Origin of the sequence: Streptomyces soli (assembly GCF_003999195.1) — a bacterium.
GTDB classification, from domain to species: domain Bacteria; phylum Actinomycetota; class Actinomycetes; order Streptomycetales; family Streptomycetaceae; genus Actinacidiphila; species Actinacidiphila soli.
Genome location: NZ_RJVR01000258.1, coordinates 21,897 through 45,594, shown reverse-complemented (window position 1 = coordinate 45,594; position 23,698 = coordinate 21,897). Strand labels below are relative to the sequence as shown.

Genomic DNA, 23,698 nt, shown 5'->3' with positions numbered 1-23,698 from the left:
ATACGTGGGCGGCAGCACGCTGATGGAGCGGTTGGACGACGCGGCGGACACCCCTGGGGATATTGCTCCGTCGCCCCTGGATGCTCCCCCTTCCGGTCTCAGCCCGCGCCGGCTCCGGCTGGTCTTCCTCGGGCTGATGCTCACGCTACTGCTCGCCGCGCTCGACCAGATGATCGTGGCGACCGCCCTCCCCAAGATCGTCGGCGAGCTGCACGGCCTCGACAAGATGTCCTGGGCCGTCACCGCCTACCTCCTCGCCTCGACCATCGGCCTCCCGGTCTACGGCAAGCTCGGCGATCTCTTCGGCCGCAAGAGCGTCTTCGAGTTCGCCATCGTCGTCTTCGTCATCGGCTCCGCCCTGGCCGGCTGGTCGCGGTCGATGGACGAGCTCATCGCCTTCCGCGCCGTCCAGGGCATCGGCGGCGGCGGCCTCATGATCGGCGTCCAGGCGATCATCGCCGACATCGTCCCGCCCCGCGAACGCGGCCGCTACATGGGCCTGATCGGCGCCTCCTTCGGCCTCGCCTCGGTCGCGGGACCGCTGATCGGCGGCTTCTTCACTGACCACGCCTCCTGGCGCTGGTGCTTCTACATCAACGTCCCCTTCGGGCTCCTGACCCTCGTCGTCATCGCGCTCGTCCTCCGCCTCCCCAAGCCCGCCGTCCGGCCCCGCCTCGACGTCCTCGGCGCACTGCTGCTCGCCGCCGGGTCAACCTGCCTCGTCCTGCTGACCAGTTGGGGTGGCACGGCGTACGCCTGGCGCTCGGAGGTCATCATCGGCCTGGGGGCGGGCGCGCTGGCCAGTGCGCTGCTTTTCGTACTGGTGGAACGGTTCGCCGTCGAGCCCGTCATCCCGCTGCGGCTCTTCCGTGACGGCATCTTCAACGTCACCGCCCTCGTCGGCGCGGTGATCGGCGTGGCGCTCTTCGGCGCCGCCAGCTATCTGCCGACCTTCCTGCAGATGGTCGACGGCGCCTCGGCGACCGAGTCCGGGCTGCTGATGCTGCCCATGATGCTCGGCGTCGTCGTCGCCTCGGTCGGTTCCGGCCAGCTCATCAGCCGTACCGGCCGCTACAAGCTCTACCCGCTGCTCGGCGGGGCGGTCTCGGCGGTAGGCATGTGGCTGCTGTCGCTGCTGAAGGTGGACACCTCCCGGGTCGAGTACAGCGCGTACATGGCGGTGTTGGGCCTCGGGATCGGGCTCGTCCTCCCCGTTCTGATCCTCGCCGTACAGAACTCGGTACGCCCCGCCGACCTCGGCGCTGCCACCAGCGCCAACAACTACTTCCGCCAGATCGGCGGCTCCGTCGGCGCGGCCATCTTCGGCACCCTCTTCGCCGGCCGGCTCAGCGACCGACTGGCGGTCGAGCTGCCACGCGGCTCCGACCTCCCGGACCCGGAATCCATCACCCCGCAACTGGTCCATGCACTGCCGCCGGCGGTGCGCGACGCGTACGTACGGGCTTACGCCGACGCCATGCCGCGGATCTTCCTCTACCTGGTGCCGGTGCTCGCCGTCGGCTTCCTCCTCGCCTTCCTCCTCAAGGAGAAACCCCTGGTGACCCAGACCCAGCACCAAGTCCCCGGCGCCCGCAAGGCCGAGTCCACGGCAGCCGGCGTCCCCGTCTGCGGGACCGTCCAGCACGCCGACGGCAGCACGGTCGGCCGCGCCGCGCTCACCCTCATCGACTCCACCGGCCGCCAGATCGGCCGCGGCGCCACCGCCGAGGACGGCCGCTACGCCCTCAGCACCCCCGGCAACGGCTCGTACGTCCTCATTGCCGCCGCCGGCGGTCACCAGCCGCAGGCCGTCTCCGTCACCGTCGGCGATCGCCCCGTCGAACTCGACGTCGTCCTTGGCGGCGCCGGCCGCCTCGCCGGGTCGGTCCACACCTCCGACGGGACGCCGGTCCGGGACGCCATCGTCACCCTCACCGACGTCCGCGGCGACGTCATCGCCACCACCCGTACGGGGCGCGACGGCGCGTACACCCTCACCGACCTCATCTCCGGCGAATACACCCTGGCCACCACCGCCCCCGCCTACCGCCCCGCCGCGCTGCCAGTCTCCGTACAGCCGGCCCGCGAGACCCGCCAGGACATCGAACTCGCCGGCGGCGCCATCCTTCGCGGCACCGTCCGTGCCCCCGGCGGCCGTCCCGTCGAGGACGCCCGCGTCACGCTCCTCGACGCCGCCGGGAACGTCGTCGACTCCGTCACGACCTCCTCCGACGGCGTCTTCCGATTCGTCGATCTCGCCGCCGGCGCGTACACGGTCATCGCCTCCGGCTACCCGCCTGTCGCGACGGTGCTTCAGATCGTGGGCGGGGGGCGGACGGAGCGGGATCTCCAGCTGGGGCACGAGGACTGACGGAAAAACCAATCGTGCGTGCGGGCAGGCACCTTTGGGCTCCGGGACATGCTGCCTGCCGTGCACACGGACGACGAGTGGGACGCCGTCTCGGTCACGAGGAGAACGTGCGTCCGGCGCCGAGCGGCCGGCGGCCCGGCTGGGCCTCGGGGGCGAGGCCCTTCGCCGCTATCCCGAGGGCTCGGTGCCGGTCTACGCCGTCGGCGACCGCCATGCGCCGAAGCTGTATCCCACGGTCTGCGCCGGGGACGGGCTCACGGAAGCGCGGGTTCTGGAGCTCATCCAGGGCGCCTTGCCCGTTGCCACCCCGAACTCCACGCCTCCGGCGATTACGAGAACGGCTGGCGCTACGTCCTGATGTCGCGGCTCCCCGGTGAGGGACTGGCCGGGGCGTGGCCGCGCGCGTCGGGGGCGGACCAGGACCGGTTGGCCGACGCTACCGGCGAGCTGCTCGCCGGGCTCCATGCCCTCGATACCGAGCCGTTGAGCGATTTGCTCGGCCCGAAGGCATGGGGCTCCTTCCTCGCCGGGCAGCGGGCGGCGACGGTGGAGCGGCAGCGTGAGCGCGACCTTCCCGAGGTGTGGCTCGAGCAGATACCGGAGTTTCTCGAGTCCGAGCCGCTGGCCGAGGACTCGGAGCGGGTGTTGCTGCACACCGAGGTGATGCGCGAGCACCTGCTCGTCGACCCGAGCCGATGGACACTGACCGGACTCTTCGACTTCGAGCCCGCGATGATCGGCGACCGCGTGTACGACTTCGTCGCGGTCGGTGTCTTCGTCTCGCGCGGCGACCCGCGCCTGCTCGGCCGGATCATGGCCGCCTACGGTCACGTCTTCTCTCCGCGCGAACTGCTCGCGCACACCCTTCTGCATGTCTACAGCAATCTGCCCTGGTACTTCAGGGTGCTGCCGGCGCCGCCGGAACCCACGCTGGACTCGCTGGCGGAGGCGTGGTTCGGCACCGTCCAGCGGGTCACTGCTTCTGCTCACGGCCGGCGGCCAGGGAGCCGGCGATGTTGGCTTCGGCGGTCGCCTTGTCGATGCCGAGGCCGGTGAGGACGCCGGTGCCGTCCTCGAGCTCCAGGAGGGCGAGCAGGATGTGCTCGGTGCCGATGAAGTTGTGGCCCATGCGCAGGGCCTCGCGGAAGGTGAGTTCCAGGACCTTGCGTGCGCCCTGGTCGTACGGGATGAGCCCGGGCACCTCGTCGGCCGCAGGGGGGAGCGCGGCGGTGACGGCCTGGCGGACGGTTTCCAGGGGGACGCCCCGGGCGACGATGGCCGCTGCGGCCAGTGCCTCCGGCTCGCTGAGGAGGCCGAGGGCGAGGTGTTCGGGGCGGACCTCGGGATTGGCTGCTGTACGGGCTTCCTCGTGTGCGGCCATGACCACGTTTCGGGCCCGCTTGGTGAAGCGGCTGAAGCCCTGGCTGGGGTCGAGGTCCGAGGGCTCGCCGGGGTCCTTCGGGACGAAACGCTTCTGGGCGGCCTGGCGGGTGACGCCCATGCTCCGGCCGATCTCGGTCCAGGACGCGCCGGAACGCCGTGCCTGGTCCACGAAGTGGCCGATCAGGTGGTCGGCGACGTCGCCGAGGTGGTCGGCGGCGATGACGGCGTCGGAAAGCTGCTCGAGGGCGTCGGAGTGGACTTTCTTGATGGCGTCGATGAGGTCATCGAGCCGTATGGGCTGCGTCATGTGTCAACGCTAGGTTGACAGTCACCCAACTGTCAACCGCGAGTTGACAATTGGCTACTCGCAGGGCGTGCCCCGCGTGAGCGCGTACCGCGCACCTATGTGGTACGTCCCCGCCGACGGAGCGTAGAGCCGCGTCCAGTCGCCGGACGTGGTGAGGCAGCCGTGGAGCGAATCGGTGGCGCCTTCGATGCCGAGCCAGGGGGAGTAGGGGATGCGCAGGAGATAGGAGCCGGGGGAGGGGATCTTGACGGTGAGGGCGGCCGGGCCGGCGTCGGTGACGGTGGCGGGGGCGGAGGCCAGGGGCTGGGGGTGGGTGACGCGGTAGACCTGCCAGTTGGCGTCGCGCCAGACGGGCTGGAGCCAGGAGAGGCGGGCGGAGGTGATGAGTTTGCTCTCGGCGACACCGGCGCCGTCGGGTGCGTCGGAGGGGAGGACCACGTAGTGGACGCCCCAGTGGTGGAGCCAGTTGCGGTATGAGGCGGCAGTGAGGGTGCCCTTGTAGAAGATGGGGTTGCGCTCGACGTCGGCCTGGCGGTTCCAGCCGCGGGCGAGGTTGACGTACGGGGAGAGGCCGGAAGCTTCCCAGTGGGAGCGGAGCGGGACGACCTCGACGCGGGCGGTGTTGGCGCCGAGCCTGCCGAGTTCGGCGATCAGGGGGGCGGCGTGGCTGACGGTGTCAGTGGCGGGGGCGGTGCTGACCAGGTCGACGACCGGCTTGGCGATCTGCCAGATGGCGACGCCGGCGAACGCGGCGTACAGGGCGACGGTCCGGCGGCCCCCGACGCGACTGGCCAGCGCGGCGGACAGCAGCACCACGCCGCCGAAGAGCAGACCCAGACGTTCAACGTTGCTGCCTATGGGCGACGGTATGGCGAAGGTGAGCGCTATGCCGACCGCGTAGACCACCGCACCGGCTCGCATGACGCGCCACTCGCGCGGCACCAGCAGGGCGACGAGCACCGCCGTGCCAAAGGGCAGCGCCGCGAAGTACCAGGCGAAGGGCTGCACTCCGTCGAAGGGGAAGAGGAGCGAGGTAGCGCCGACGACCAGCGGCGGCCCGGCAGCGAGTACGTACGACACCTTGCGGCGCCCGGTGAGGAAGAGCGCGGCGGCCAGCACCTCGACGAACAACCCGGCGACCGGGCTGCATGCGGCAGCGAGCGCGCCCAGCGCCGAGGCCCCCACCACATGGCGCGTGCCACCCAGCACCATTTCGGCGGCCAGCAGCCCGAACAGGACGCCGAGTGCGAAGGTGACGCGGCCCGACGCCACGTCGCACCAGAGGGAGAAGGCCGCCCAGAGCGCGGGGAGCAGCGGCCGGGCGATGCCGGAGCGCATGACGAGCCGCGCCGCGATCGTCGCCGACAGGGTGCCCGCGAGGACGGCGGTCGTACGGACGCCGAGCAAGCCCATGACGTATGGGGAGAAGATGCTGTACGAAGCCGGATGCATACCCCCATACCAGGACAAATTGTACGCCGAGTCCGGGTGTTTGAGGGCGAAGTCGGTCCAGGCGTACTGGGCGGCGAGGTCGCCGGCGTCGTTGGCCAGGAAGAGCGCCCACAGGATGAGGAGGACGCCTGCGAGGAGAGTGGCCGCCGCCACGGGGTGCCGCAGATTCAGGCGCAGAGGTGCGAAGCGTAGGGACGGCTCCAGGACGGCCACGGGGGATCTCCTCCAAGTGGGGTGTCGACCCCGCACCTTTCGATCTGGAGTCCGATCAGCGAAAAAGGACGCTAACACGGGCTCCTGTGGTTGCCCGCGCGCGGGCGTACGCCGGATTCGTCCATTGCCCTACGCGCCGCCTCGCGGCAGCCGTACCGTGGCGTGGTAGCGGAGTCGCAGACCTTCGCATCGGGAGCGCGCCATGGAACGTCGGGTACCGCCGGGCGGGGACAACCGCTCCGGCCTCTCCGGCAGGGTCCCGCTCGCCGTGGTGGTCGTGGACGGCGAGGGCCTGGTCTCGCACTGGAGCACAGGCGCGCGCAGGCTGTTCGGGCTCGCGAAGGAGGAGGCGCTGGGCAGGCCGGCCATCGACCTGCTGCCGGTGGAGGCGATTCCGGACTACTTCCGGTCGGCCGGGCTCGACGTGCTGGAGCGGGGGGCACTTCCGCTGACCACGACGGAGTACGCGGCCGACGGCTCGCGCATCCAGGTGCCGACGAACTGGCTGGTGGCGGGGCGCCGGGGCTGACCGGGGTCCGGCAGGGTCCGGCCGGGGAGGCCGTGTCGCGGGGGCGCCAGAGGTCTGCGCCAGTGGAGTTATCCACAGGGGCGGAGGGGCCATGGAGCGAGCCGCGCGCACCGCGTAACGTGACGTCCCATGAAGATCCTGATCTCGGCCGACATGGAGGGCGCCACCGGCGTGACCTGGCCTGCCGACGTGCTGCCGGGCAGCGAGCAGTGGCAGCGCTGCCGGCACATGTTCACGTCGGATGTGAATGCGGCGATCGCCGGGTTCTACGACGGTGGCGCCGACGAGGTGCTGGTCAATGAGGCGCACTGGAGCATGCGCAATCTGCTCCTGGAGCGGCTCGACGAGCGCGCCGAGATGCTCACGGGCAGGCACAAGGACCTGTCGATGGTGGAAGGCGTGCAACACGGTGACGTGGACGGCATAGCGTTCGTCGGTTACCACACCGGCGCGGGCACGGAGGGGGTGCTGGCGCACACCTACCTGGCCAATTCCATCACCGGCGTGTGGGTCAACGGCGAGGCGGCGAGCGAGGGCTATCTCAACGCGCTGGTCGTCGCCGAGTACGGGGTGCCGGTGGTGCTCGTGACCGGCGACGACCGGACGGGCATCGACGCCAGGGGCTATGCGCCGCAGGCCCGCACCGTCGCCGTGAAGGACTATGTGTCACGGTATGCGGCAGTGTGCCGGCCGCCGGCCAGGACGGCGGCAGACATCCGGGCGGCGGCGAAGGAGGCGGCCGCGCTCGCGGTGCGGCACGAGCCACGCGAGGGTGGACCCTTCGGCGTCGAGCTGGAATTCGACGCAGTCCACCTCGCGGGGGCGGCCACGGTGGTGCCCGGGGTGGAGCGCTCCGGGGAGCGGCGGGTGACGTACACCTCGCCGACGATGTACGAGGGCATCCGGTGCTTCAAAGCGGTGACGACAGTCGTATCGGCGGCGGTGGAGGAACAGTATGGCTGACCAGGCTGACCAGCAGGCGATGGACGAGGTGGTGCGGTTCACCTCGGAGCTGATCAGGATCGACACGACCAACCGGGGCGGCGGGGACGGCAACGAACGCGCGGCTGCCGAGTATATCGCCGAGTGGCTGGCCGAGGCCGGTATCGAGGCGCGGATCCTGGAGTCGGCGCCGGGCCGGGCCAATGTCGTGGCCCGCATCGAGGGCACCGACCCCGCAGCGCCGGGGATGCTGGTCCACGGACACCTCGACGTCGTGCCGGCGGAGGCCGCCGACTGGACCGTCCACCCGTTCTCGGGCGAGGTGCGGGACGGGGTGGTGTGGGGGCGCGGCGCCATCGACATGAAGAACATGGACGCGATGGTGCTGGCCACGGTGCGGTCCTGGGTCCGCGAGGGCCGGCGGCCGCCGCGCGACATCGTGCTGGCCTTCACCGCCGACGAGGAGGACAGCGCGGCCTACGGAGCCGCCTTCCTGGCCTCCGAGCACGCCGACCTCTTCGAGGGCTGCACGGAGGGCATCAGCGAATCGGGTGGCTTCACCTTCCATGCGGGCGGCGGTCTGCGGCTCTACCCCGTCGCCGCCGGGGAGCGGGGCACAGCCTGGCTGAAGCTGACCGCCCACGGCCGCGCGGGACACGGCTCGAAGGTGAACCGGGAGAACGCGGTGAGCCGGCTGGCGGCCGCGATCACCCGGATCGGCGAGCACGAATGGCCGGTGCGGATCATCCCGACCGTGCGGGCGGCGCTGACCGAACTGGCCGCGCTGCACGACCTCGAGCCCGACTTCGACGACGTGGACGCGCTGCTGGCCAAGCTCGGCCCGGCGGCGGCCCTGGTCGAGCCGACCGTCCGCAACAGCGCCAACCCGACGATGCTGCAGGCTGGTTACAAGATCAACGTCATCCCGGGTCACGCGATGGCGTATGTGGACGGGCGGATGCTGCCGGGCGGCGAGGAGGAGTTCGCCAAGACCCTGGACCGGCTCACCGGGCCGGACGTGGACTGGGAGTTCCAGCACCGGGAGATCCCGCTGCAGGCCCCCCTGGACTCGCCCACCTTCGCGGCGATGGGCGAGGCGCTGCGGCACTTCGACCCCGACGGGCATGTGGTGCCGTACTGCATGGGCGGCGGCACCGACGCCAAGCAGTTCTCGCGGCTCGGGATCACCGGCTACGGCTTCTCGCCGCTGAAGCTGCCGGAGGGCTTCGACTACGCGGGGATGTACCACGGGGTCGACGAGCGGGTGCCGGTCGAGGCGCTGCACTTCGGCGTGCGGGTGCTCGACCGCTTCCTGATGGGCGGGGGTGCCGTATGACCCGCGTCGCGTCCTACGGCGCCTGGGAGTCGCCGATCGATGCCCGGACGGCCGCGTCCCACGACGGCCGCGCCGAATACCCCGGCACGGTCGGCGACGAGGTGTGGTGGACCGAGCCGCGCCCCGCCGAGGACGGCCGTCGCGCGCTGGTGCGGCGCCGGGCCGACGGCAGCACGGAGTCGGTGCTGCCCGCGCCCTGGAACGTCCGGACCCGGGTCATCGAGTACGGCGGCCGCGCCTGGGCGGCCACGACCGGACCGGGCGGCGGCCCGCTGGTGGTGTTCTCCCACTTCCCCGATCAGCGGCTGTACGCGTACGAGCCCGACCAGCCCGGCGCCGAGCCGAGGCCGCTCACCCCGGTGTCGTCGGTGGGCGGCGGGCTGCGCTGGGCGGATCCCCAGGTGCGCCTGGACCGGGGCGAGGTGTGGTGCGTCCTGGAGGAGTACACGGGGGAGGGGCCCGGTGATGTGCGCCGGGCGATAGCCGCCGTGCCGCTGGACGGCTCCGCCGCCGAGGACCGGGACGCGGTGCGCGAACTGTCCGACGACGCACACCGGTTCGTCACCGCGCCCCGGCTGTCCCCGAACGGGCGGCAGGCGGTGTGGATCGCCTGGGACCATCCCCGTATGCCCTGGGACGGCACCGAGCTGAAGATCGCCGAGGTCGCGGAGGACGGCCGCTTCACGGGGGCCCGCACGCTCATCGGCGGCCCCGAGGAGTCCGTTGCGCAGGCGGAATGGGCCGTGGACGGCTCCCTGCTGGCGGCCACCGACCGCACCGGGTGGTGGAATCTGCACCGCCTCGACCCCGGGACCGGGGAGGCGGTCAACCTGTGTCCGCGCGAGGAGGAGTTCGCCGGACCGGGCTGGCAGATGGGGTCCCGCTGGTTCACGCCGCTGGAGACCGGGCTGATCGCGGTCCTGCACGGCAGGGGCGCGCTACGGCTGGGGCTGCTGGACCCGGCCACCGGCGAACTCACCGACGCCGCGGGCCCGTGGACCGAGTGGACCGGCGCCCAGCTCACCGCGTCGGGCACCAGGGTCATCGGCACCGCCGCGAGCCCGCGTACCTCCCACGAGGTCGTCGAGCTCGACACCGCCACCGGGCGCGCCCGCGTCATCGGGGCCGCCCACCAGGACACCGTGGACCCGGACTACCTCCCGGATCCCGCAGAGCGGGTCTTCACGGGCCCCGGCGGCCGGGAGATCCACGCGCACGTGTACCCGCCGCGCAACCCCGGCTTCGCCGCGCCCGAAGGGGAGCTGCCGCCCTATGTGGTGTGGGTGCACGGCGGCCCGACCAGCCGAGTCCCGCTCGTCCTCGATCTGGAGGTCGCGTACTTCACCTCGCGTGGCATCGGCGTCGTCGAGGTCAACCACGGCGGCTCGACGGGCTACGGCCGCGCCTACCGCGAACGGCTGCGCGGGCAGTGGGGAGTCGTCGAGGTCGAGGACTGCGCCGCCGTCGCCCGGGCTCTGGCGGACGAGGGCAGCGCCGACGGCGCCCGGCTCGCCATCCGGGGCGGGAGCGCGGGCGGCTGGACCAGCGGCGCCTCGCTGGCCTCGACGGACCTCTACGCCTGCGGCACGATCAGATTCCCCATCCTCGACCTCTACGGCTGGGCGGCCAACGGCGAGACCCACGACTTCGAGTCCCGCTACCTCGAATCCCTCATCGGCCCGCTGGCAGAGGTCCCCGAGCGGTATCGCGAGCGTTCCACGATCAACCGCACCGACAGGATCAGCGCGCCCTTCCTCCTCCTCCAGGGGCTGGACGACGTGATCTGCCCGCCCGTGCAGTGCGAGCGCTTCCTGGAGCGGATGGCCGGCCGCGGCATCCCGCACGCCTACCTCACCTTCGAGGGCGAGGGCCATGGCTTCCGGCGCGAGGACACCATGATCGTCTCCCTGGAGGCCGAACTCTCGCTGTACGGGCAGACCTTCGGCTTCGACCCGCCCGCCGTACCGCGTCTGGAGCTCGGCAAATGACCACCCTCACGCCGCTTCTCCGTCCCCGCCGGCTCGCGCCGGGCGACCGCGTCGCCGTGGTCGCCCCCAGCGGGCCCGTGGTGCCCGAGCAGCTCGACGTGGGGCTCGACATCCTGCGCGGCTGGGACCTCGACCCGGTCGTCGCCCCGCACGTCCTGGACCACCACCCCGGCCTCGGGTACCTCGCCGGGGAGGACGAGGCGCGCGCCCGTGACGTCCAGGACGCCTGGTGCGACCCGGCCGTGGCCGCCGTGATGTGCGCTCGCGGCGGCTACGGCGCGCAGCGCATGATCGACCTGCTCGACTGGGATGCCCTGGCAGCGGCAGGGCCGAAGGCCTTCATCGGCTTCAGCGATGTGACGGTCCTTCACGAGGCGTTCGCCCGGCGCCTCGGCCTCGCCACGCTCTACGGGCCGGTGGCGGCGGGGGTCGCCTTCACCAAGGACGAGCCCACCCGCGAGCATCTGCGCCGCACCCTCTTCGAGCCGGAGACGGCTCGGACCCTCACCTCGGCTACCGCCGCACCCCTGGTGCCCGGCCGGGCGCGGGGGGTCACGGTGGGTGGCTGCCTGGCGATGCTCGCCGCCGACATCGGCACCCCGCACGCCCGGGCCGGCCAGCGCGGCGGCATCCTCGTCCTGGAGGACGTCGGCGAACGGCCCTACCAGCTCGACCGGCTCCTCACCCAGCTGCTGCGCTCCGGCCGGCTCGACGGCGTCGCCGGTATAGCCCTCGGCTCCTGGCGTGACTGCGGGCCCCCGGAGGATGTGCGAGCGGTCCTGCTCGACCGGCTCGGCGGGCTGGGCGTCCCGGTCGTGGAGGAGCTGGGCTTCGGGCACTGCGACAGCTCCCTCACCGTGCCGCTCGGGATCCCGGCCGTCCTGGACGCCGACACCGGGACGCTGACGCTGGAGGTGCCGGCTCTTACGGAGTTGTGACGTCGCGCCCCGCCGCCGCCTCCGGGGCGGGTTTGTGACCTACGGTCGGCCGCATGCTGGTACTCGTCACCGGAGGGGCCGGTTTCATCGGCTCCCACATCGTCATCGCCCTGACCGAAGCCGGCCACGGCGTCCGCGTCCTCGACGCCAACGGCCCCGGGCCGCACGCCGACGTACGCGACCGCGCGGCCGTCGACGAGGCGCTGCGCGGCGTCGACGCGGTCTGCCACCAGGCCGCGATGGTCGGCCTCGGCAAGGACTTCGCCGACGCGCCCGAGTACGTCAGCCGCAACGACCTCGGCACGGCAGTGCTGCTTGCCGCGATGGCCGCGAGCGGCGTGCGGCGGCTGGTGCTCGCCGGGTCGATGGTCATCTACGGCGAGGGGCGCTACGACTGCGAGTGGCACGGCACCGTACGCCCCGGGCCTCGGCGGGTCGCCGACCTTGACGCCGGGCGGTTCGAGCCGCCGTGCACGCTGTGCGGGGAGCCGCTCAGCCCCGGCCTCGTCGGCGAGGACGCCCCGGCCGACCCGCGCAATGTCTACGCCGCCACCAAACTCGCCCAGGAACACCTGGTCGCCGCCTGGGCCCGGGCCGTCCAGGGGAGGGCGGTCTCGTTGAGGTACCACAATGTCTACGGCCCGGGCATGCCCCGCGACACGCCGTACGCAGGCGTCGCCGCCCTCTTCCGTTCCGCGCTGGCCAGGAGCGAGGCGCCCCGGGTCTTCGAGGACGGCGGCCAGCGGCGCGACTTCGTCCACGTACGGGATGTCGCCGCGGCGAACCTCGCCGCGCTCGGTGCCGACGGGACCGCGCCGGGAGAGCTGCGCGCGTACAACGTCGGCAGCGGCGAGCCGCGCACCGTGGGCGAGCTGGCGGGTTCGCTCGCCGCGGCCTGCGGCGGGCCGGCGCCGGTCGTCACCGGCGAGTACCGGCTCGGCGACGTCCGGCACATCACCGCCTCCTCGCAGCGGCTGCGGGACGAGCTCGGCTGGAAACCTGCAGTCCGCTTCGAGAACGGCATCGCCGAGCTGTGAACGCTCCGGCCTAGAAGTCGTCCGGGCACCACGGCGCGACAGCGCTGCGCAGCAGCAGATCGGCCTCCAGGGCGGCGTCGGGGCGCAGTTCGCGGACCAGCCCGGCGGCGGTGAGGCGCGGGACCGACTCGCCTCCGAGGTAGAGCGAGCCCAGGGCGCCGGCGTCCATCGCCAGGTCGGCCGGGTCCTCGGTGCGGGTGGCCCTGCCGGTGCCGTCGGCGGCGGCCTCGACGGCCCAGCGCCCGGCCGCATAGCCCGCCGGGTCGGCGACCTCCAGGACGGTGCGGCCGGGCACCCGGTACGTACGAGTGCCGAAGGCGGCCGGCACATCGAGGACGCGCAGCCAGAGGGAGTCGATGGATTCGACGGTCGGCCGGGCCGCCCGGGGGTTGTTGAGCAGCAGCGGCAGCGGATCGTCGGGCGCGATGTTGTCGACGACGACCTTGCGCACCCAGTCCACCGAGAAGGCGTACCGCCACAGCGCCTCGGCGGCCTCGCGGTCGGTGGCCATGTGGTCGACGACGGTGAGCGTGCAGTCCGGGCGGCCGTCGCTCCAGCCGCTCTCGACCCGGTAGGCCAGCAGCCCGGTCACCTCTCCGTCGGCCGCCCGGTGCAGCGCGGCGAACGGTTCCTTGAAGGGCGACGCCCCCGGCCTGGCGATCTCGCCGGTGTACCACTGCCACCACCACGCGGGGCGGCTGATCGCGCCGGGCTGCGTCAGGCGGTGGCGCTCGTGCAACTCCGGCCCGATCTTGCGCAGCTCCTCCATCGTCGCGAGTTCGATACGGCCCGTGCCGCCGATGCCGACGCCCGGACGCAGACCGCCGGAGGAGGAGAACCCGATCTCGTACCCGGCCTTCCGGACGGCCGGGCCGAAGCCGTAGCGGCCGTAGATGGCGTACTCGGCGGCCATCAGGATCGCCACGGCCTCCCCGCGCGCGTGCGCGGTCGCCAGGTCCAGCGCCATCATCCGGGTCAGCAGGCCGCGCCTGCGGTGCGTTGCCGTCACCGTCACGCTGGCGATCCCGTCGGCGGCGAGCGTCGCGCCGCCCGGCACCGTGAGCGCGAAGGGGATACCGCGGAACGTTCCGACGCAGCGGGCCCCGTCATAGGCGCCGAACCAGCGGCCGGGCTCGAAGGTCCGCCTCCGCCAGCCCATGTCGTCCTTCTGGAACGGGGCCAGGAAGCCGGCCTGTACGGCCCGGCCCCACTCTTCGATGTCGTCCTCACGGACCACCCGGACGATGAGGTCCTGATGCCGGTCCCCGTGCTCAGCGCTCGGCTCGATACCCATGCGGTGCACGCTACGGCGCCCACCGGCTCCGGCGCACCCGGATTCAGCCTGCTGCGGGCAGGACGACCTCGAATCGGCAGCCGCCCGGAACATTGCGTACCGCCGCGCGGCCGGCGTGGGCTTCGACGATGCCGCGCACGATGGCGAGGCCCAGCCCGGCGCCGGCGGGCGGGGTGCGGGCGTCGGTGCCGCGCCAGCCGGTGTCGAAGACGCGGGGGAGGTCTTCGGCGGGGATGCCGCCGCAGCCGTCGGTGACGGACAGGACGACCGAGTTGTCGAGGCGGTGCGCGGCCACGGCGACGGTGCCGTCGGCCGGGGTGCGGTGGATGGCGTTGACGAGCAGATTTGCCAAAACCCGGGTCATTTCGCGGCCGTCGACCTCGACCGGCACGGCCTCGACGCCGTCGCCGACCAGCCGTACGCCGTGCTCCCGCGCCAGCGGGTCCGCACCGGCGATGGCGTCGCCAACGAGGTCGTACGCGGACATGCGGGTCGGCGCGAGGGAGAGGACACCCGCCTGGATGCGGGAGAGTTCGAAGAGGTCGCCGACCATCTCGCTGAGCCGTTCCACCTCCGCGAGGATCCGGGCGTGGTAGCGCGGGGGGTCGTCGGCGACGCCGTCCTCCAGGGCCTCGGCCATCGCGCGCAGACCGGCGAGCGGCGTGCGCAGATCGTGCGAGATCCAGGCCACCAGCTCGCGCCGGGAGGCTTCGAGGGCCCGTTCGCGCTCCCGCGAGGCGGCGAGCCTGGCGCTGGTGGCGGCCAGTTCGCGGCCGAGCTCGGCGAGTTCGGCGGTGGGGGCCGCGTCGGGCGGGGCGAAGCCGTCGCCGTTGCCGAAGGCGCGGGTCGCGGCGGCCAGGGCGCGACTGCCCGCGACGACACTGCGGCCGAGGATCAGCGCTATGACGAGGGAGACGACGGCAGCTATGGCGCACACCGTCGTGACCACGCCGAGGTCGTGCGAGGACAGGAACATCGCCCACGCCACCGACAGCGTCCCGGCAAGCATCGCGCCGACCGTGACGGACGCGACGACGGCGAGTGACAGGGCGACCGAGCGGTGCCGCAACAGGCGCAGCGCGATCGAGCCGAGGACACCGGCCGCGGCCGCGCCGAGGGCCGCGTAGGCCGCGATGAGGAGCAGGTCATGCATCGCCGCCCTCCCCTTGCCGGTCGGCCCCGTCGGCGGGCAGGTCGCAGCGGTAGCCGACGCCCCATACGGTGCTGATCAACCGGGGCCGCGCCGGGTCGTCCTCGACCTTCTCGCGCAGCCGCCGCACATGGACGGTCACGGTGGACAGGTCGCCGAACTCCCAGCCCCACACCCGGTGCATCAGTTCCTGGCGGCCGACCACTCGGCCCGGGTGCCGCAGAAAGAAGGCGAGCAGGTCGAACTCGCGGATGGTGAGGGCGAGTTCGCTGCCGGCGCGGGTGGCGCGCCGGGCCACAGGGTCGAGGGCGATCGACCCCGCCCGCAGCCATGGCAGCCCGGCGGGGACCGGAGCCGTCGCCGCGCCCGCCCGGCGCAGCACGGACTCCACGCGCAGGACGAGCTCGCGGGGGCTGAACGGCTTGGTGACGTAGTCGTCCGCGCCGACCTCCAGGCCCAGGATCCGGTCGTCCTCGTCCCCCCGCGCCGTCAGCATCACCACCGGCACCTGGCCCTGCTCCTCCCGGATCCGGCGGCACACCTCCAGCCCGTCCAGCCCCGGCAGCATCAGGTCGAGGACGACCAGATCGGGCCGTACGGCCATCGCGCGCGCCACTGCCGCGGGGCCGTCGGAGGCCCGGTCCACGGCGAAGCCGGCACGGGCGAGATAGCCGGCGACGACCTCGGCGACGGTCGGGTCGTCGTCCACGACGAGGATCCGGCGGAGGGAGGCTTCCGGGGCGGTGGCGTGGGGGGCGGTGGTCACGCTTTGAGTCTCGCACCGGCGGCGGGTCGCCGGATCCCCGGAAGGGGGCCGGGCGGGGGACGTCCTTGTTTCGTAAGGAGCCGGGGTCCTGAATGTTCCGATTCCCGTTCGTACTGTCAGAGGCGTGACGGACTCTCCTTGTGTTGTGGATGTCGTGCTGCCCTGCCTCGACGAGGCGGCCGCGCTGCCCTGGGTGCTGGACCGGATCCCGCCCGGCTGGCGCGCGATCGTCGTCGACAACGGCTCCACGGACGGCTCCGCCGAGCTCGCCGCATCCCTGGGCGCCTACGTGGTGCGGGAGCCCCGGCGCGGCTTCGGCGCCGCCTGCCACGCCGGGCTGAGCGCTGCGACAGCCGATGTGGTCTGCTTCTGCGACTGCGACGCCTCGCTCGACCCCGGGCTGCTGCCCTCCGTCGCCGGCCCGGTACTGGAAGGCTCCGCCGACCTCGTACTCGGCCGCCGGCGGCCCGTCGGCCGGGGCGCCTGGCCGCCGCACGCCCGCCTGGCCAATCTGGAGCTGACCCGCCTCATCCGCCGCCGTACGGGACTGCGGCTGCGCGACCTCGGCCCCATGCGCGCCGCCCGCCGCGAACCGCTGCTCGCCCTCGGCCTGGCCGACCGCCGCTCCGGCTACCCCCTGCAGATGCTGGTCCGGGCCGCCGACGCGGGCTGGCGGGTACGGGAGACGGACGTGCCCTACCACCCGCGTACGGGACGCTCCAAGGTCACCGGCACATGGCGGGGGACATGGCACGCGGTACGGGACATGCGGGCTGTGCTGGCGGAACCGGCGTGCGGCGTGCGATGACCACCCTCGTCGTCATCGCCAAGGAGCCGGTGCCCGGCCGGGCCAAGACCCGGCTCACGCCGCCGTACAGCCCGGAAGAGGCCGCCGCGCTGGCCGAGGCCGCCCTCGCCGACACGCTCGACGCCGTCCTGCGCGCCCCGGCCCGGCGCCGGGTCCTGGTCCTGGAAGGGGCGCCGGGGCCGTGGCTGCCGGCCGGCTTCGACGTCGTACCGCAGGTGCCGGGCGGCCTGGACGAACGGCTCGCCGCAGCCTTCGCCGGGTGCGACGGGCCGGCCCTGCTGGTCGGGATGGACACCCCGCAGCTCACCCCGGCGCTCCTCGCCCCGGCGCTGGCGGCGGACGCCTGGCGGCACTGCGACGCGTACTTCGGCCCGGCGGCCGACGGCGGCTTCTGGGCGCTCGGCTTCGCGGAGCCCGACCCGGAGCTGGTGCGGGGCGTGCCCATGTCGACGCCCACGACGGGCGCGGTCCAGCGGCGCAGGCTGACCGACGCTGGGCTCCGGGTGCGCGACCTGGCGCCGCTGCGTGACGTGGACACCGCCGCCGATGCTGCCGAGGTCGCCGCGCTCGCCCCCGGCACCCGCTTCGCGCGGGCCCTCGGGGTGGCCGTCCGGTGACCGCCACTACCGCCGAGCCCGAGCCCTGGGTCGACGACCCCTACGCCCTCGCCCTGCGCACCGGCCGCGGCCCGCTCTTCCTGCGCCGCTCAGACGGCTGGCTGCTCCCGCTGGAGGTCGAGCGCTGGTGCGCCGCGCCCGATGCCGCCGACGCCGCACTGCTGCGCCGCTGCCGGGGCCCCGTGCTGGACATCGGCTGCGGTCCCGGGCGGCTGGTCGCAGCCCTTGCGGCATACGGGCTGCCCGCGCTCGGCGTCGACGTCAGCCCCGCCGCCGTCGCCCGCACGCGCGGCGCCGGGGGCGCGGTGCTGCGCCGCTCCGTCTTCGACCGGCTCCCGGCGGAAGGGCGGTGGGCCACAGCCCTGCTCGTCGACGGCAACATCGGCATCGGCGGCGACCCGCGCGCCCTGCTCACCCGGGTACGCGAACTCGTCGCTCCCGGCGGCTCCCTGCTGGCCGAGGCCGCCCCGTACGACGTCGACGAACGCCTCACCGTCCGCGTCGAGGACGCCCTCGGCCACCACGGCCGCGACTTCCCCTGGGCCCGCCTCGGCCTTACGGCCCTGCGGGTCGCGGCGGCCGGCACGAGGTGGGCGGTGGCCGGCGAATGGGCCGTCGAGGGGCGGCGCTTCGCGGAACTGCGGCGCTAGAACTGTCCGGCGATCCCGAGTGCCGTGGAGAAGGCCCGCGCCGACAAGGCACTTACGCGGCGCGCTCCATGCACACCAGTTCATCCCGCTCGTCCCACGACTCGGTGACAGTGAAACCAAGCCGCTCGTTACAGGGCAATGGCACCTGCCGCCGCTTCCACACCGACAGCCGGACGGTGCTGACTCCGCCTTCCGCGCAATGCGCAATCGCGACGCTGACCAGAGCGGACGCGATGCCCCGGCCCCGGAATGCCGGGTCTGTCCAGAGCCTTACCGGGTCTGTCCAGAGCCTCAGCCGTACGCGGGTCGTGCGGCCGCCCCTTGAAGACCGGAAGCGGAGGCCTGGGGAGGCGGCGGGGGAGGTTGGATCGCATGTCTCCATCACACCCCCGACCAGGCCCGGAAAGGGACCGCCGCCGCCTTACGGAATGCGGACGGACGGCCCCGCAAGATCCCCCTGGCCGCCTCCGGCTGCGACGGTGGACGGCGTGGGAATCCGTATCGCAGCGGCGAGAACCGTCGCCCGAGCCATCGTCACCGCCGCCCTCCTCGCCGCGCTCACCGCCGTCGTCGCCGCCACTCTCCGCCTCGGCGGCGTGCGTGCCGATGACAACCACGGCCGCCCGCTGCTCTGGTACGCGGCCGCCTGGGCGCTCTTCGGGGCCGCGGCCTGGACCGTGCGCAAGGTCCCGGTCCGGGCGGCGACCGTCCTGGTCCTGGTGGGCGGCGCCGCGATCGCCGTCGCGGCACTGGTGGCACCGCCCCGGACCAGCGACGACATGTACCGCTACGCGTGGGACGGCCGCGTGCAGGCCGCCGGGATCTCCCCGTACGCTTATCCGCCCGCCGCGCCCGAGTTGGCGGCGTTGCGCGACGGCTGGCTCTTCCCCCAGGGCACCGTCTGCGACGACTGGCAGTCGCACCAGGTCGGCGACAGCCTCTGCACCCTCATCAACCGGCCCACCGTGCACACCATTTACCCGCCCGTCGCCGAGGGCTGGTTCCTCGCCGTCCACGAGGTGAGCCCCGCCGGAGCCCGCCACAAGCCGGCGCAGATCGGCGGCGCCCTCCTGGCCACTGGGACCACCCTCGCGCTGCTCGCCGTACTGCGGCGGCGCGGTGGCGATCCGCGCGGTGCCGCGCTGTGGGCGTGGTGCCCGGCGGTGCCCTTCGACGCGGTCAACAACGCGCACATCGACACGCTCGGCGTGCTGCTCACCGTCCTCGCCCTTGGCACCGGCCGGCCCGGCGCCCGCCGCGGCGTGTGGCTCGGGGGCGCCATCGCCGTCAAGCTGCTGCCCGTACTCGCCCTGCCCGGCGCGCTGTCCGGCAGACCGGGCCCCGGCAGGACCGCCCGCGTCGTCCTGGGAGCCGCCCTCGCCGTCGGGCTCGCGTATCTGCCGTACGTCCTGGCCTCCGGCGCCGGCGTCCTCGGCTACCTGCCCGGCTATCTGCACGAGGAGGGCTACGCGTCGGGCGACGTACGCCGCTTCGCGCTGCTCCGCCTCCTCCTGCCCGGCCGGACGGCCGGCCCCGCCGTTGTCCTGCTGATCGCCGCCACCGCGCTGTACGTCTGGCGCCGCGGCGACTGCGCCCGGCCCTGGCGCGGCGCACTGCTGGTCACCGGCACCGCGCTGCTGCTCACTTCACCGGCCTACCCCTGGTACGCGTTGCTCGTGGTCGCCCTCGTCGCGCTCGACGGCCGCTGGGAGTGGCTTGCGATTCCGGCCGCCGGGGCGGCTCTTTACGTGGGCGGTGTCCAGCAGAGCGTTTCGTATGGCGCTGCCGGGCTAGTCGTACTCGGTGGGACGCTCATTCGCCGAACCTGGAGCCGGAAGGGCGGCGGCCCGCGTCTGTACGTACACAAGCGCGAATCGCCGAGGGAGGACCTCCCCGTATGAAGCGTGAGCCCCGTGCCACCGTCCTTGCCGCGACAGCCGTCATATCCGCCCTCCTCCTCACCCTCACCGCTGCCTGCAGTGGCTCGGGCGGCTCCGGCGGATCGGGCGGCTCGAGTAAGTCGCCCGCCGCCGCCACCATCACCGTCAGCCCCGCCTCCGGCGGCCGGGCCGTCGCCGTGAACCGCAAGGTCACCGTCCGCGTCACCTCCGGCACCCTCACCGCCGTCGAGGTCACCGCCCCGGGCCCCGGCAAGCTGCGCGGCACCCTCTCCGGCGACAAGGCCACCTGGACCTCCGCCGACCGCCTCGCACCCGGCGTCACTTACACCGTCACCGCCAGCGGCACCGCCAGCGGCGGTAAGTCAAATGGGACGTCCAACTCACCCCCTCCGGCACCTACGCCCACGCCGCCCCCTGGAACCAGGGCAAGTTCGGCCACATCAACGGCAGTCACGGCTGCATCGGCCTGAGCACCGCCGACGCCAAGTGGTTCTACAACCACGTCGGCGTCGGCGACGTCGTCACCGTCCTCCACTCCACCGCCACCGTCCCCGTCAACAACGGCTACGGTGACTGGAACGTCAGCTGGGCCGACTGGCAGGCCGGGAGCGCCCTGCACTGACGAGGGCGCCGGCGCCGCGTTCGAATCTTTGTGCGGATGAGGTGCCGGACAGAGCGCCCTTGGGCGCCGAATTCTGGCAGGATCGGGCCGTACTTGTCGGCGGCCTGACAGCTGAAGGAGCCCGTGCGTGAGAGTCCTGGGCCCTGGTCCGTTGCCGGAGGGGCTTGTTCGGCCGGGGGTGGCGGGGGAAGCGCCGGAGGTGTGGCTGGTGCATGCGATGGAGCATGTGGCGGCCGGAGGGCTGGAGGTGCTGGACGCGGGGGAGAGGGCGCGGTACGAGGGGTTCGTGCGGGACGGCGACCGAGATGTGTACGGGGCCGCGCATGTGGTGCTGCGGAGGCTGTTGGGGGCCTATCTGGGGGAGGCCCCGGGGGATGTGGTGATCGGGCGCGAGGAGTGCCCGGTGTGCGGGGGGCCGCATGGGCGGCCGGCGGTGGTGGGGGCGGAGGGGCTGCATTTCTCGCTGTCGCACAGTGGGGGACTGGTGTTGCTGGCCTTCGCGGGGCGGCCGGTGGGCGTGGATGTGGAGGAGGAGCCGGGGCCGGAGATCGTCGAGGAGTTGGGCGACGTGATACTGCACCCCGATGAGCGGGCCGAGCTGGACGCCTTGGCGAGGGGCGAGCGGGGCAGGGCCTTCGGGCGGTGCTGGGCGCGCAAGGAGGCGTATCTGAAGGGCACGGGGGCGGGGCTCGGGGACAATCCGCACCGCAGCAGGGTCGGGGCGGGGCCGGTTCCGTATCCGGTGCCGGGGTGGAGCATCGGCGACCTCGCGGTGCCGGTGGGGTACAGGGCGGCGGTGGCGGTGGCTACGGCTCCGCGCGCTCTGCGGTTTCCGCCAGCCGTTTGATCGCGGCGAGCCGCTGGTCCCATGGCCGCCGCCCGGCATGGCCGTCGTCTGCCAGGAGTACGGCCGCAGCCTCTTCCCCTGGATGACCGTCCGCCAGAACGTCGAACTCCCTTCTGCGAAAAGCGCGTCCCGCCCGCGCGCCGCGACCTGCTCGTCAGCTCCGCCCTCGCCTCCGTCGGCCTCGCCGACGCCGGTTCCGCCCACCCCTGGCAGCTCTCCGGCGGCATGCAGCAGCGCGTCGCCATCGCCCGCGCGATCGCGTACGAACCCCAAGTCCTGCTCATGGACGAACCGTTCGCCGCCGTCGACGCCCAGACCCGCGCCGACCTGGAGGACCTGCTCCTCGCCCTGTGGTGGCGGCTCTCGGCATCACCACGGTCCTGGTCACCCACGACATCGACGAGGCTGTGTACCTCGCCCAGTGCGTCATCGTCCTCTCCTCGGCGCCCACCGTCGTACAGGAGGACCTCCGCGTGGACCTTCCGGACGACCGCGACCAGATCGTCACCCGCTCCCTGCCGCGCTTCGCCGAGCTGCGCACCCATGCGTACGGTCACATCCGGGCGGCCAAGGCCCGGTGAGCCGGTGTGATCTACTTGACTAGCGGAGGGGTCTCCGGTTGGCGAGCGGTCCCTGACGAGAGGGTGGAGAGTCGGCATGGCCGAGCAGCGGCACGAGCCCGTGCGGGCGGACGCGCGGCAGAACCGCGCCCGCATCATCGAGGTCGCCCGGGAGGCACTCACGGCCGCCGGCGACGCGTCGCTGAACTCCATCGCCAAGAAGGCCGGCGTCGGCCCGGGGACGCTGTACCGGCACTTCCCCACCCGCGAGGCGCTCATCGTGGCGGTCTATCGCCACGAGGTGGAGCGGCTCGCGGCATACGCGCCCGAACTGCTCGCGGAGCACCCTCCGCTGGAGGCCCTGCGGCTGTGGTTCGACCGGCTCGCGTACTACGGGCGGATCAAGCACGGCCTGTCGGACGTACTGCACGCCCTCACCGACGACGGCCTGGTGGGTGAGACGTACGGGCCGATCGTCGGGGCCGTCACCACGCTGCTGCGCGCCTGCGAGGACGACGGCAGCATCCGGCCGTGCGTCGACCCGGACGACGTGCTGCTGATGCTGGGCTTTCTGTGGCGGGTCAGCCCCGGCAAGGAGGGCGAGGCGCGGGCCGCGCGACTGCTCGATCTGGTCATCGACGGCCTGCGCTTCGCCGCACCGGACAGGGCCTAGCCGACCCGTACGGCAGCCGGGTCTTCTTGCGCCGCCGGCGTCGAAAGTTTCGCGGAACGGCGGCGGCGCAACAGCAGACGCCTGCCGGGGGATTCGACGCCCTCGTACAGGGCCCAGGCCAGACCCAGCGCCACGGCGAACGCGGTGGCGGTGGCGGCCAGTCCGGTCAGGACGCCGAAGTGCGGGGACCTGCCCAGCAGATTGGTCCCGGCGCGCAGCACCAGCAGGTGGATCATGTAAAAGGCGAAGGAGAGTTCGCCCAGCCGCACGAGCCGCCGGTGCCGCCACAGTGAGGGCAGCCCGCGGATGTCGGCGACGGCCGCCGCCGGGATGAGCAGGGTGAAGCCGATGAGGGTGCAGGCGTTGGTCGGGTACCCGGCAGTGACTTGGGGGACCAGGAAGTAGCCGATGATCGCCAGGGCGAGCGAGCCCTCCAGGCTGGGCCCACGCCAACGGTCGAGGAGCACCAGGCGGGCGACGGCGGCACCCAGGACGAACTCGGGGAGGCGCGCCGCAGGGAAGGAAGTGACCGGCTGGCTCATCAGGTGGTGCGCGTCCGCCCAGGCCAGGACCAGAACCGCCACCACCGACACCGCGGCCAGCACGGCCGAGCCCCGGGCGCCGAGGCGGCGCAGCAGGAAGGCGAGCAGCGGGAAGACGGCGTAGAAGAAGGCCTCGCAGGCCAGCGACCAACTGACGGGGTCGAGCGTCTGCCACCAGGGGCGCCACCAGGAGTGAGCCAGCAGCACGTTGGCCAGGCCCTGGTGCAGGGTGGGCTTCGGCTGGTGGGCCAGGGTGAATCCCATGAGTAGCGCGATCGCGGCGGTGACCAGGTGGACCGGGTAGATCCGGGCGACACGCCGCCGCCAGAAGCCCAGCACCCGGTCGCCCGGCCGGGCGGACCACATCAGGACAAAGCCGGACAGGATGAAGAAGAACGACACCCCGGTGGCGCCGGCCCCGAATCCCCAGGTCGCGATGCGGGCGCCCGTGCCACCGAAGTAGCCGAAGTTACGCACATGCAGCCCGAAGACCAGCAGCGCCGCCATCCACCGCAACCCAGTCAAGGACGGCAGCGAGGGCACCGCAGCGGTGCCCCGTCCGGGGGCCCGGGCAGGGGCCGCGCCGGGGGCGGGAATTGACGACTCGGCCTCGGCCTCGGGTCCGGCCTCGGCCGTGTTCGACGGCGCCTGCGGCGTCCGGGTCACCCCGGTCGCCGTCGTCATGACGCCACCTGACGTGCGGTTTCCATTTGTTGCATGAGGGGGAGGCTTGCCAGTCCGTTACGTTTCATTCCAGGTAGGTGGGGAACGT

General features: G+C 72.9%; 20 protein-coding genes and 4 pseudogenes. 17 read left to right on the top strand and 7 right to left on the bottom strand.

Annotation, left to right across the window (positions count from 1 at the left end; all coding sequences use genetic code 11):
- Positions 1-22: 22 nt before the first annotated feature.
- A complete protein-coding gene (locus tag EFK10_RS26800) occupies positions 23-2,371 on the top strand; it encodes an MFS transporter (protein ID WP_127358265.1) in 2,349 nt (782 codons plus the stop codon).
- A 357-nt stretch (positions 2,372-2,728) separates the two neighbouring features.
- Complete coding sequence (locus EFK10_RS26795; protein ID WP_322973411.1) at positions 2,729-3,427, top strand: phosphotransferase family protein; 699 nt, start codon at positions 2,729-2,731, stop codon at positions 3,425-3,427.
- Here the strand turns inward: EFK10_RS26795 and EFK10_RS26790 are convergent.
- The gene (locus EFK10_RS26790) at positions 3,345-4,061 is read right to left on the bottom strand and encodes a Clp protease N-terminal domain-containing protein (RefSeq protein WP_127358225.1); all 717 of its coding nucleotides are present in this window, start codon (positions 4,059-4,061) and stop codon (positions 3,345-3,347) included. The two genes, EFK10_RS26795 and EFK10_RS26790, sit on opposite strands and share 83 nt — an antisense overlap.
- Positions 4,062-4,115: 54 nt before the next feature.
- Positions 4,116-5,726, bottom strand: a complete 1,611-nt coding sequence (locus EFK10_RS26785; RefSeq protein ID WP_240677478.1) for an MFS transporter — start codon at positions 5,724-5,726, stop codon at positions 4,116-4,118.
- A gap of 202 nt (positions 5,727-5,928) precedes the next feature.
- On the opposite strand from EFK10_RS26785, the pseudogene EFK10_RS50900 reads away from it, so the two are divergent.
- The 6 genes and pseudogenes from EFK10_RS50900 to EFK10_RS26755 form a co-directional block, all read left to right on the top strand.
- A pseudogene (locus EFK10_RS50900) lies at positions 5,929-6,210 on the top strand (PAS domain-containing protein); the annotation flags it as partial.
- A 174-nt stretch (positions 6,211-6,384) separates the two neighbouring features.
- Positions 6,385-7,218, top strand: a complete 834-nt coding sequence (locus EFK10_RS26775; protein ID WP_127358224.1) for a M55 family metallopeptidase — start codon at positions 6,385-6,387, stop codon at positions 7,216-7,218.
- Positions 7,211-8,533, top strand: a complete 1,323-nt coding sequence (locus EFK10_RS26770) for a M20/M25/M40 family metallo-hydrolase (RefSeq protein WP_127358223.1) — start codon at positions 7,211-7,213, stop codon at positions 8,531-8,533. Before EFK10_RS26775 ends, EFK10_RS26770 begins: the two co-directional genes overlap by 8 nt.
- The gene (locus EFK10_RS26765; RefSeq protein ID WP_127358222.1) at positions 8,530-10,521 is read left to right on the top strand and encodes a S9 family peptidase; all 1,992 of its coding nucleotides are present in this window, start codon (positions 8,530-8,532) and stop codon (positions 10,519-10,521) included. Before EFK10_RS26770 ends, EFK10_RS26765 begins: the two co-directional genes overlap by 4 nt.
- Positions 10,518-11,459, top strand: a complete 942-nt coding sequence (locus EFK10_RS26760; RefSeq protein ID WP_127358221.1) for a S66 peptidase family protein — start codon at positions 10,518-10,520, stop codon at positions 11,457-11,459. The genes EFK10_RS26765 and EFK10_RS26760 overlap by 4 nt, the downstream gene beginning before the upstream one ends.
- A gap of 53 nt (positions 11,460-11,512) precedes the next feature.
- Positions 11,513-12,496 carry an NAD-dependent epimerase/dehydratase family protein gene (locus tag EFK10_RS26755; protein WP_127358220.1) on the top strand — a complete coding sequence of 328 codons (984 nt, stop codon included), beginning with the start codon at positions 11,513-11,515 and terminating at the stop codon, positions 12,494-12,496.
- Between the two features lie 10 nt (positions 12,497-12,506).
- Here the strand turns inward: EFK10_RS26755 and EFK10_RS26750 are convergent, their stop codons facing one another.
- The 3 genes from EFK10_RS26750 to EFK10_RS26740 are packed head-to-tail and all read right to left on the bottom strand — an operon-like array spanning position 12,507 to position 15,706.
- Positions 12,507-13,790 (bottom strand): GNAT family N-acetyltransferase, encoded by a 1,284-nt coding sequence (locus EFK10_RS26750; protein ID WP_127358219.1) that lies wholly within the window; start codon positions 13,788-13,790, stop codon positions 12,507-12,509.
- Between the two features lie 43 nt (positions 13,791-13,833).
- Positions 13,834-14,943, bottom strand: a complete 1,110-nt coding sequence (locus EFK10_RS26745) for a sensor histidine kinase (RefSeq protein WP_127358218.1) — start codon at positions 14,941-14,943, stop codon at positions 13,834-13,836.
- On the bottom strand, positions 14,936-15,706 hold the full coding sequence (locus tag EFK10_RS26740) for a response regulator transcription factor (protein ID WP_127358217.1): 771 nt from the start codon (positions 15,704-15,706) through the stop codon (positions 14,936-14,938). Before EFK10_RS26740 ends, EFK10_RS26745 begins: the two co-directional genes overlap by 8 nt.
- Positions 15,707-15,851: 145 nt before the next feature.
- Here EFK10_RS26740 and EFK10_RS26735 point away from each other — a divergent pair, with 145 nt between their 5' ends.
- The 3 genes from EFK10_RS26735 to EFK10_RS26725 are packed head-to-tail and all read left to right on the top strand — an operon-like array spanning position 15,852 to position 17,781.
- Positions 15,852-16,514, top strand: a complete 663-nt coding sequence (locus EFK10_RS26735; RefSeq protein ID WP_164836154.1) for a glycosyltransferase family 2 protein — start codon at positions 15,852-15,854, stop codon at positions 16,512-16,514.
- Complete coding sequence (locus tag EFK10_RS26730) at positions 16,511-17,131, top strand: TIGR04282 family arsenosugar biosynthesis glycosyltransferase (protein ID WP_127358263.1); 621 nt, start codon at positions 16,511-16,513, stop codon at positions 17,129-17,131. The genes EFK10_RS26735 and EFK10_RS26730 overlap by 4 nt, the downstream gene beginning before the upstream one ends.
- Positions 17,128-17,781, top strand: a complete 654-nt coding sequence (locus EFK10_RS26725) for a methyltransferase domain-containing protein (RefSeq protein WP_127358215.1) — start codon at positions 17,128-17,130, stop codon at positions 17,779-17,781. Before EFK10_RS26730 ends, EFK10_RS26725 begins: the two co-directional genes overlap by 4 nt.
- 52 nt (positions 17,782-17,833) lie before the next feature.
- Here EFK10_RS26725 and EFK10_RS26720 read toward each other — a convergent pair.
- Positions 17,834-18,052, bottom strand: a pseudogene (locus EFK10_RS26720) (GNAT family N-acetyltransferase); the annotation flags it as partial.
- A gap of 217 nt (positions 18,053-18,269) precedes the next feature.
- On the opposite strand from EFK10_RS26720, the gene EFK10_RS26715 reads away from it, so the two are divergent.
- From EFK10_RS26715 to EFK10_RS26690, 6 genes and pseudogenes are all read left to right on the top strand, one after another.
- Positions 18,270-19,682 carry a glycosyltransferase family 87 protein gene (locus EFK10_RS26715; RefSeq protein WP_240677476.1) on the top strand — a complete coding sequence of 471 codons (1,413 nt, stop codon included), beginning with the start codon at positions 18,270-18,272 and terminating at the stop codon, positions 19,680-19,682.
- Positions 19,679-20,152 carry an Ig-like domain-containing protein gene (locus EFK10_RS26710; protein WP_127358212.1) on the top strand — a complete coding sequence of 158 codons (474 nt, stop codon included), beginning with the start codon at positions 19,679-19,681 and terminating at the stop codon, positions 20,150-20,152. Before EFK10_RS26715 ends, EFK10_RS26710 begins: the two co-directional genes overlap by 4 nt.
- Positions 20,116-20,304 (top strand): annotated as a pseudogene (locus tag EFK10_RS26705) (L,D-transpeptidase family protein); the annotation flags it as partial. The gene EFK10_RS26710 and the pseudogene EFK10_RS26705, both read left to right, overlap by 37 nt.
- A 217-nt stretch (positions 20,305-20,521) precedes the next feature.
- Positions 20,522-21,151 carry a 4'-phosphopantetheinyl transferase family protein gene (locus tag EFK10_RS52265; protein WP_127358262.1) on the top strand — a complete coding sequence of 210 codons (630 nt, stop codon included), beginning with the start codon at positions 20,522-20,524 and terminating at the stop codon, positions 21,149-21,151.
- A gap of 16 nt (positions 21,152-21,167) precedes the next feature.
- Positions 21,168-21,732: pseudogene (locus EFK10_RS26695) on the top strand (ABC transporter ATP-binding protein); the annotation flags it as partial.
- Between the two features lie 76 nt (positions 21,733-21,808).
- Positions 21,809-22,384, top strand: coding sequence for a TetR/AcrR family transcriptional regulator (locus EFK10_RS26690; protein ID WP_127358211.1), 576 nt, complete (start codon positions 21,809-21,811; stop codon positions 22,382-22,384).
- Here the strand turns inward: EFK10_RS26690 and EFK10_RS26685 are convergent.
- Positions 22,381-23,610, bottom strand: coding sequence for an acyltransferase family protein (locus EFK10_RS26685; protein WP_127358210.1), 1,230 nt, complete (start codon positions 23,608-23,610; stop codon positions 22,381-22,383). The two genes, EFK10_RS26690 and EFK10_RS26685, sit on opposite strands and share 4 nt — an antisense overlap.
- Positions 23,611-23,698: the final 88 nt, after the last annotated feature.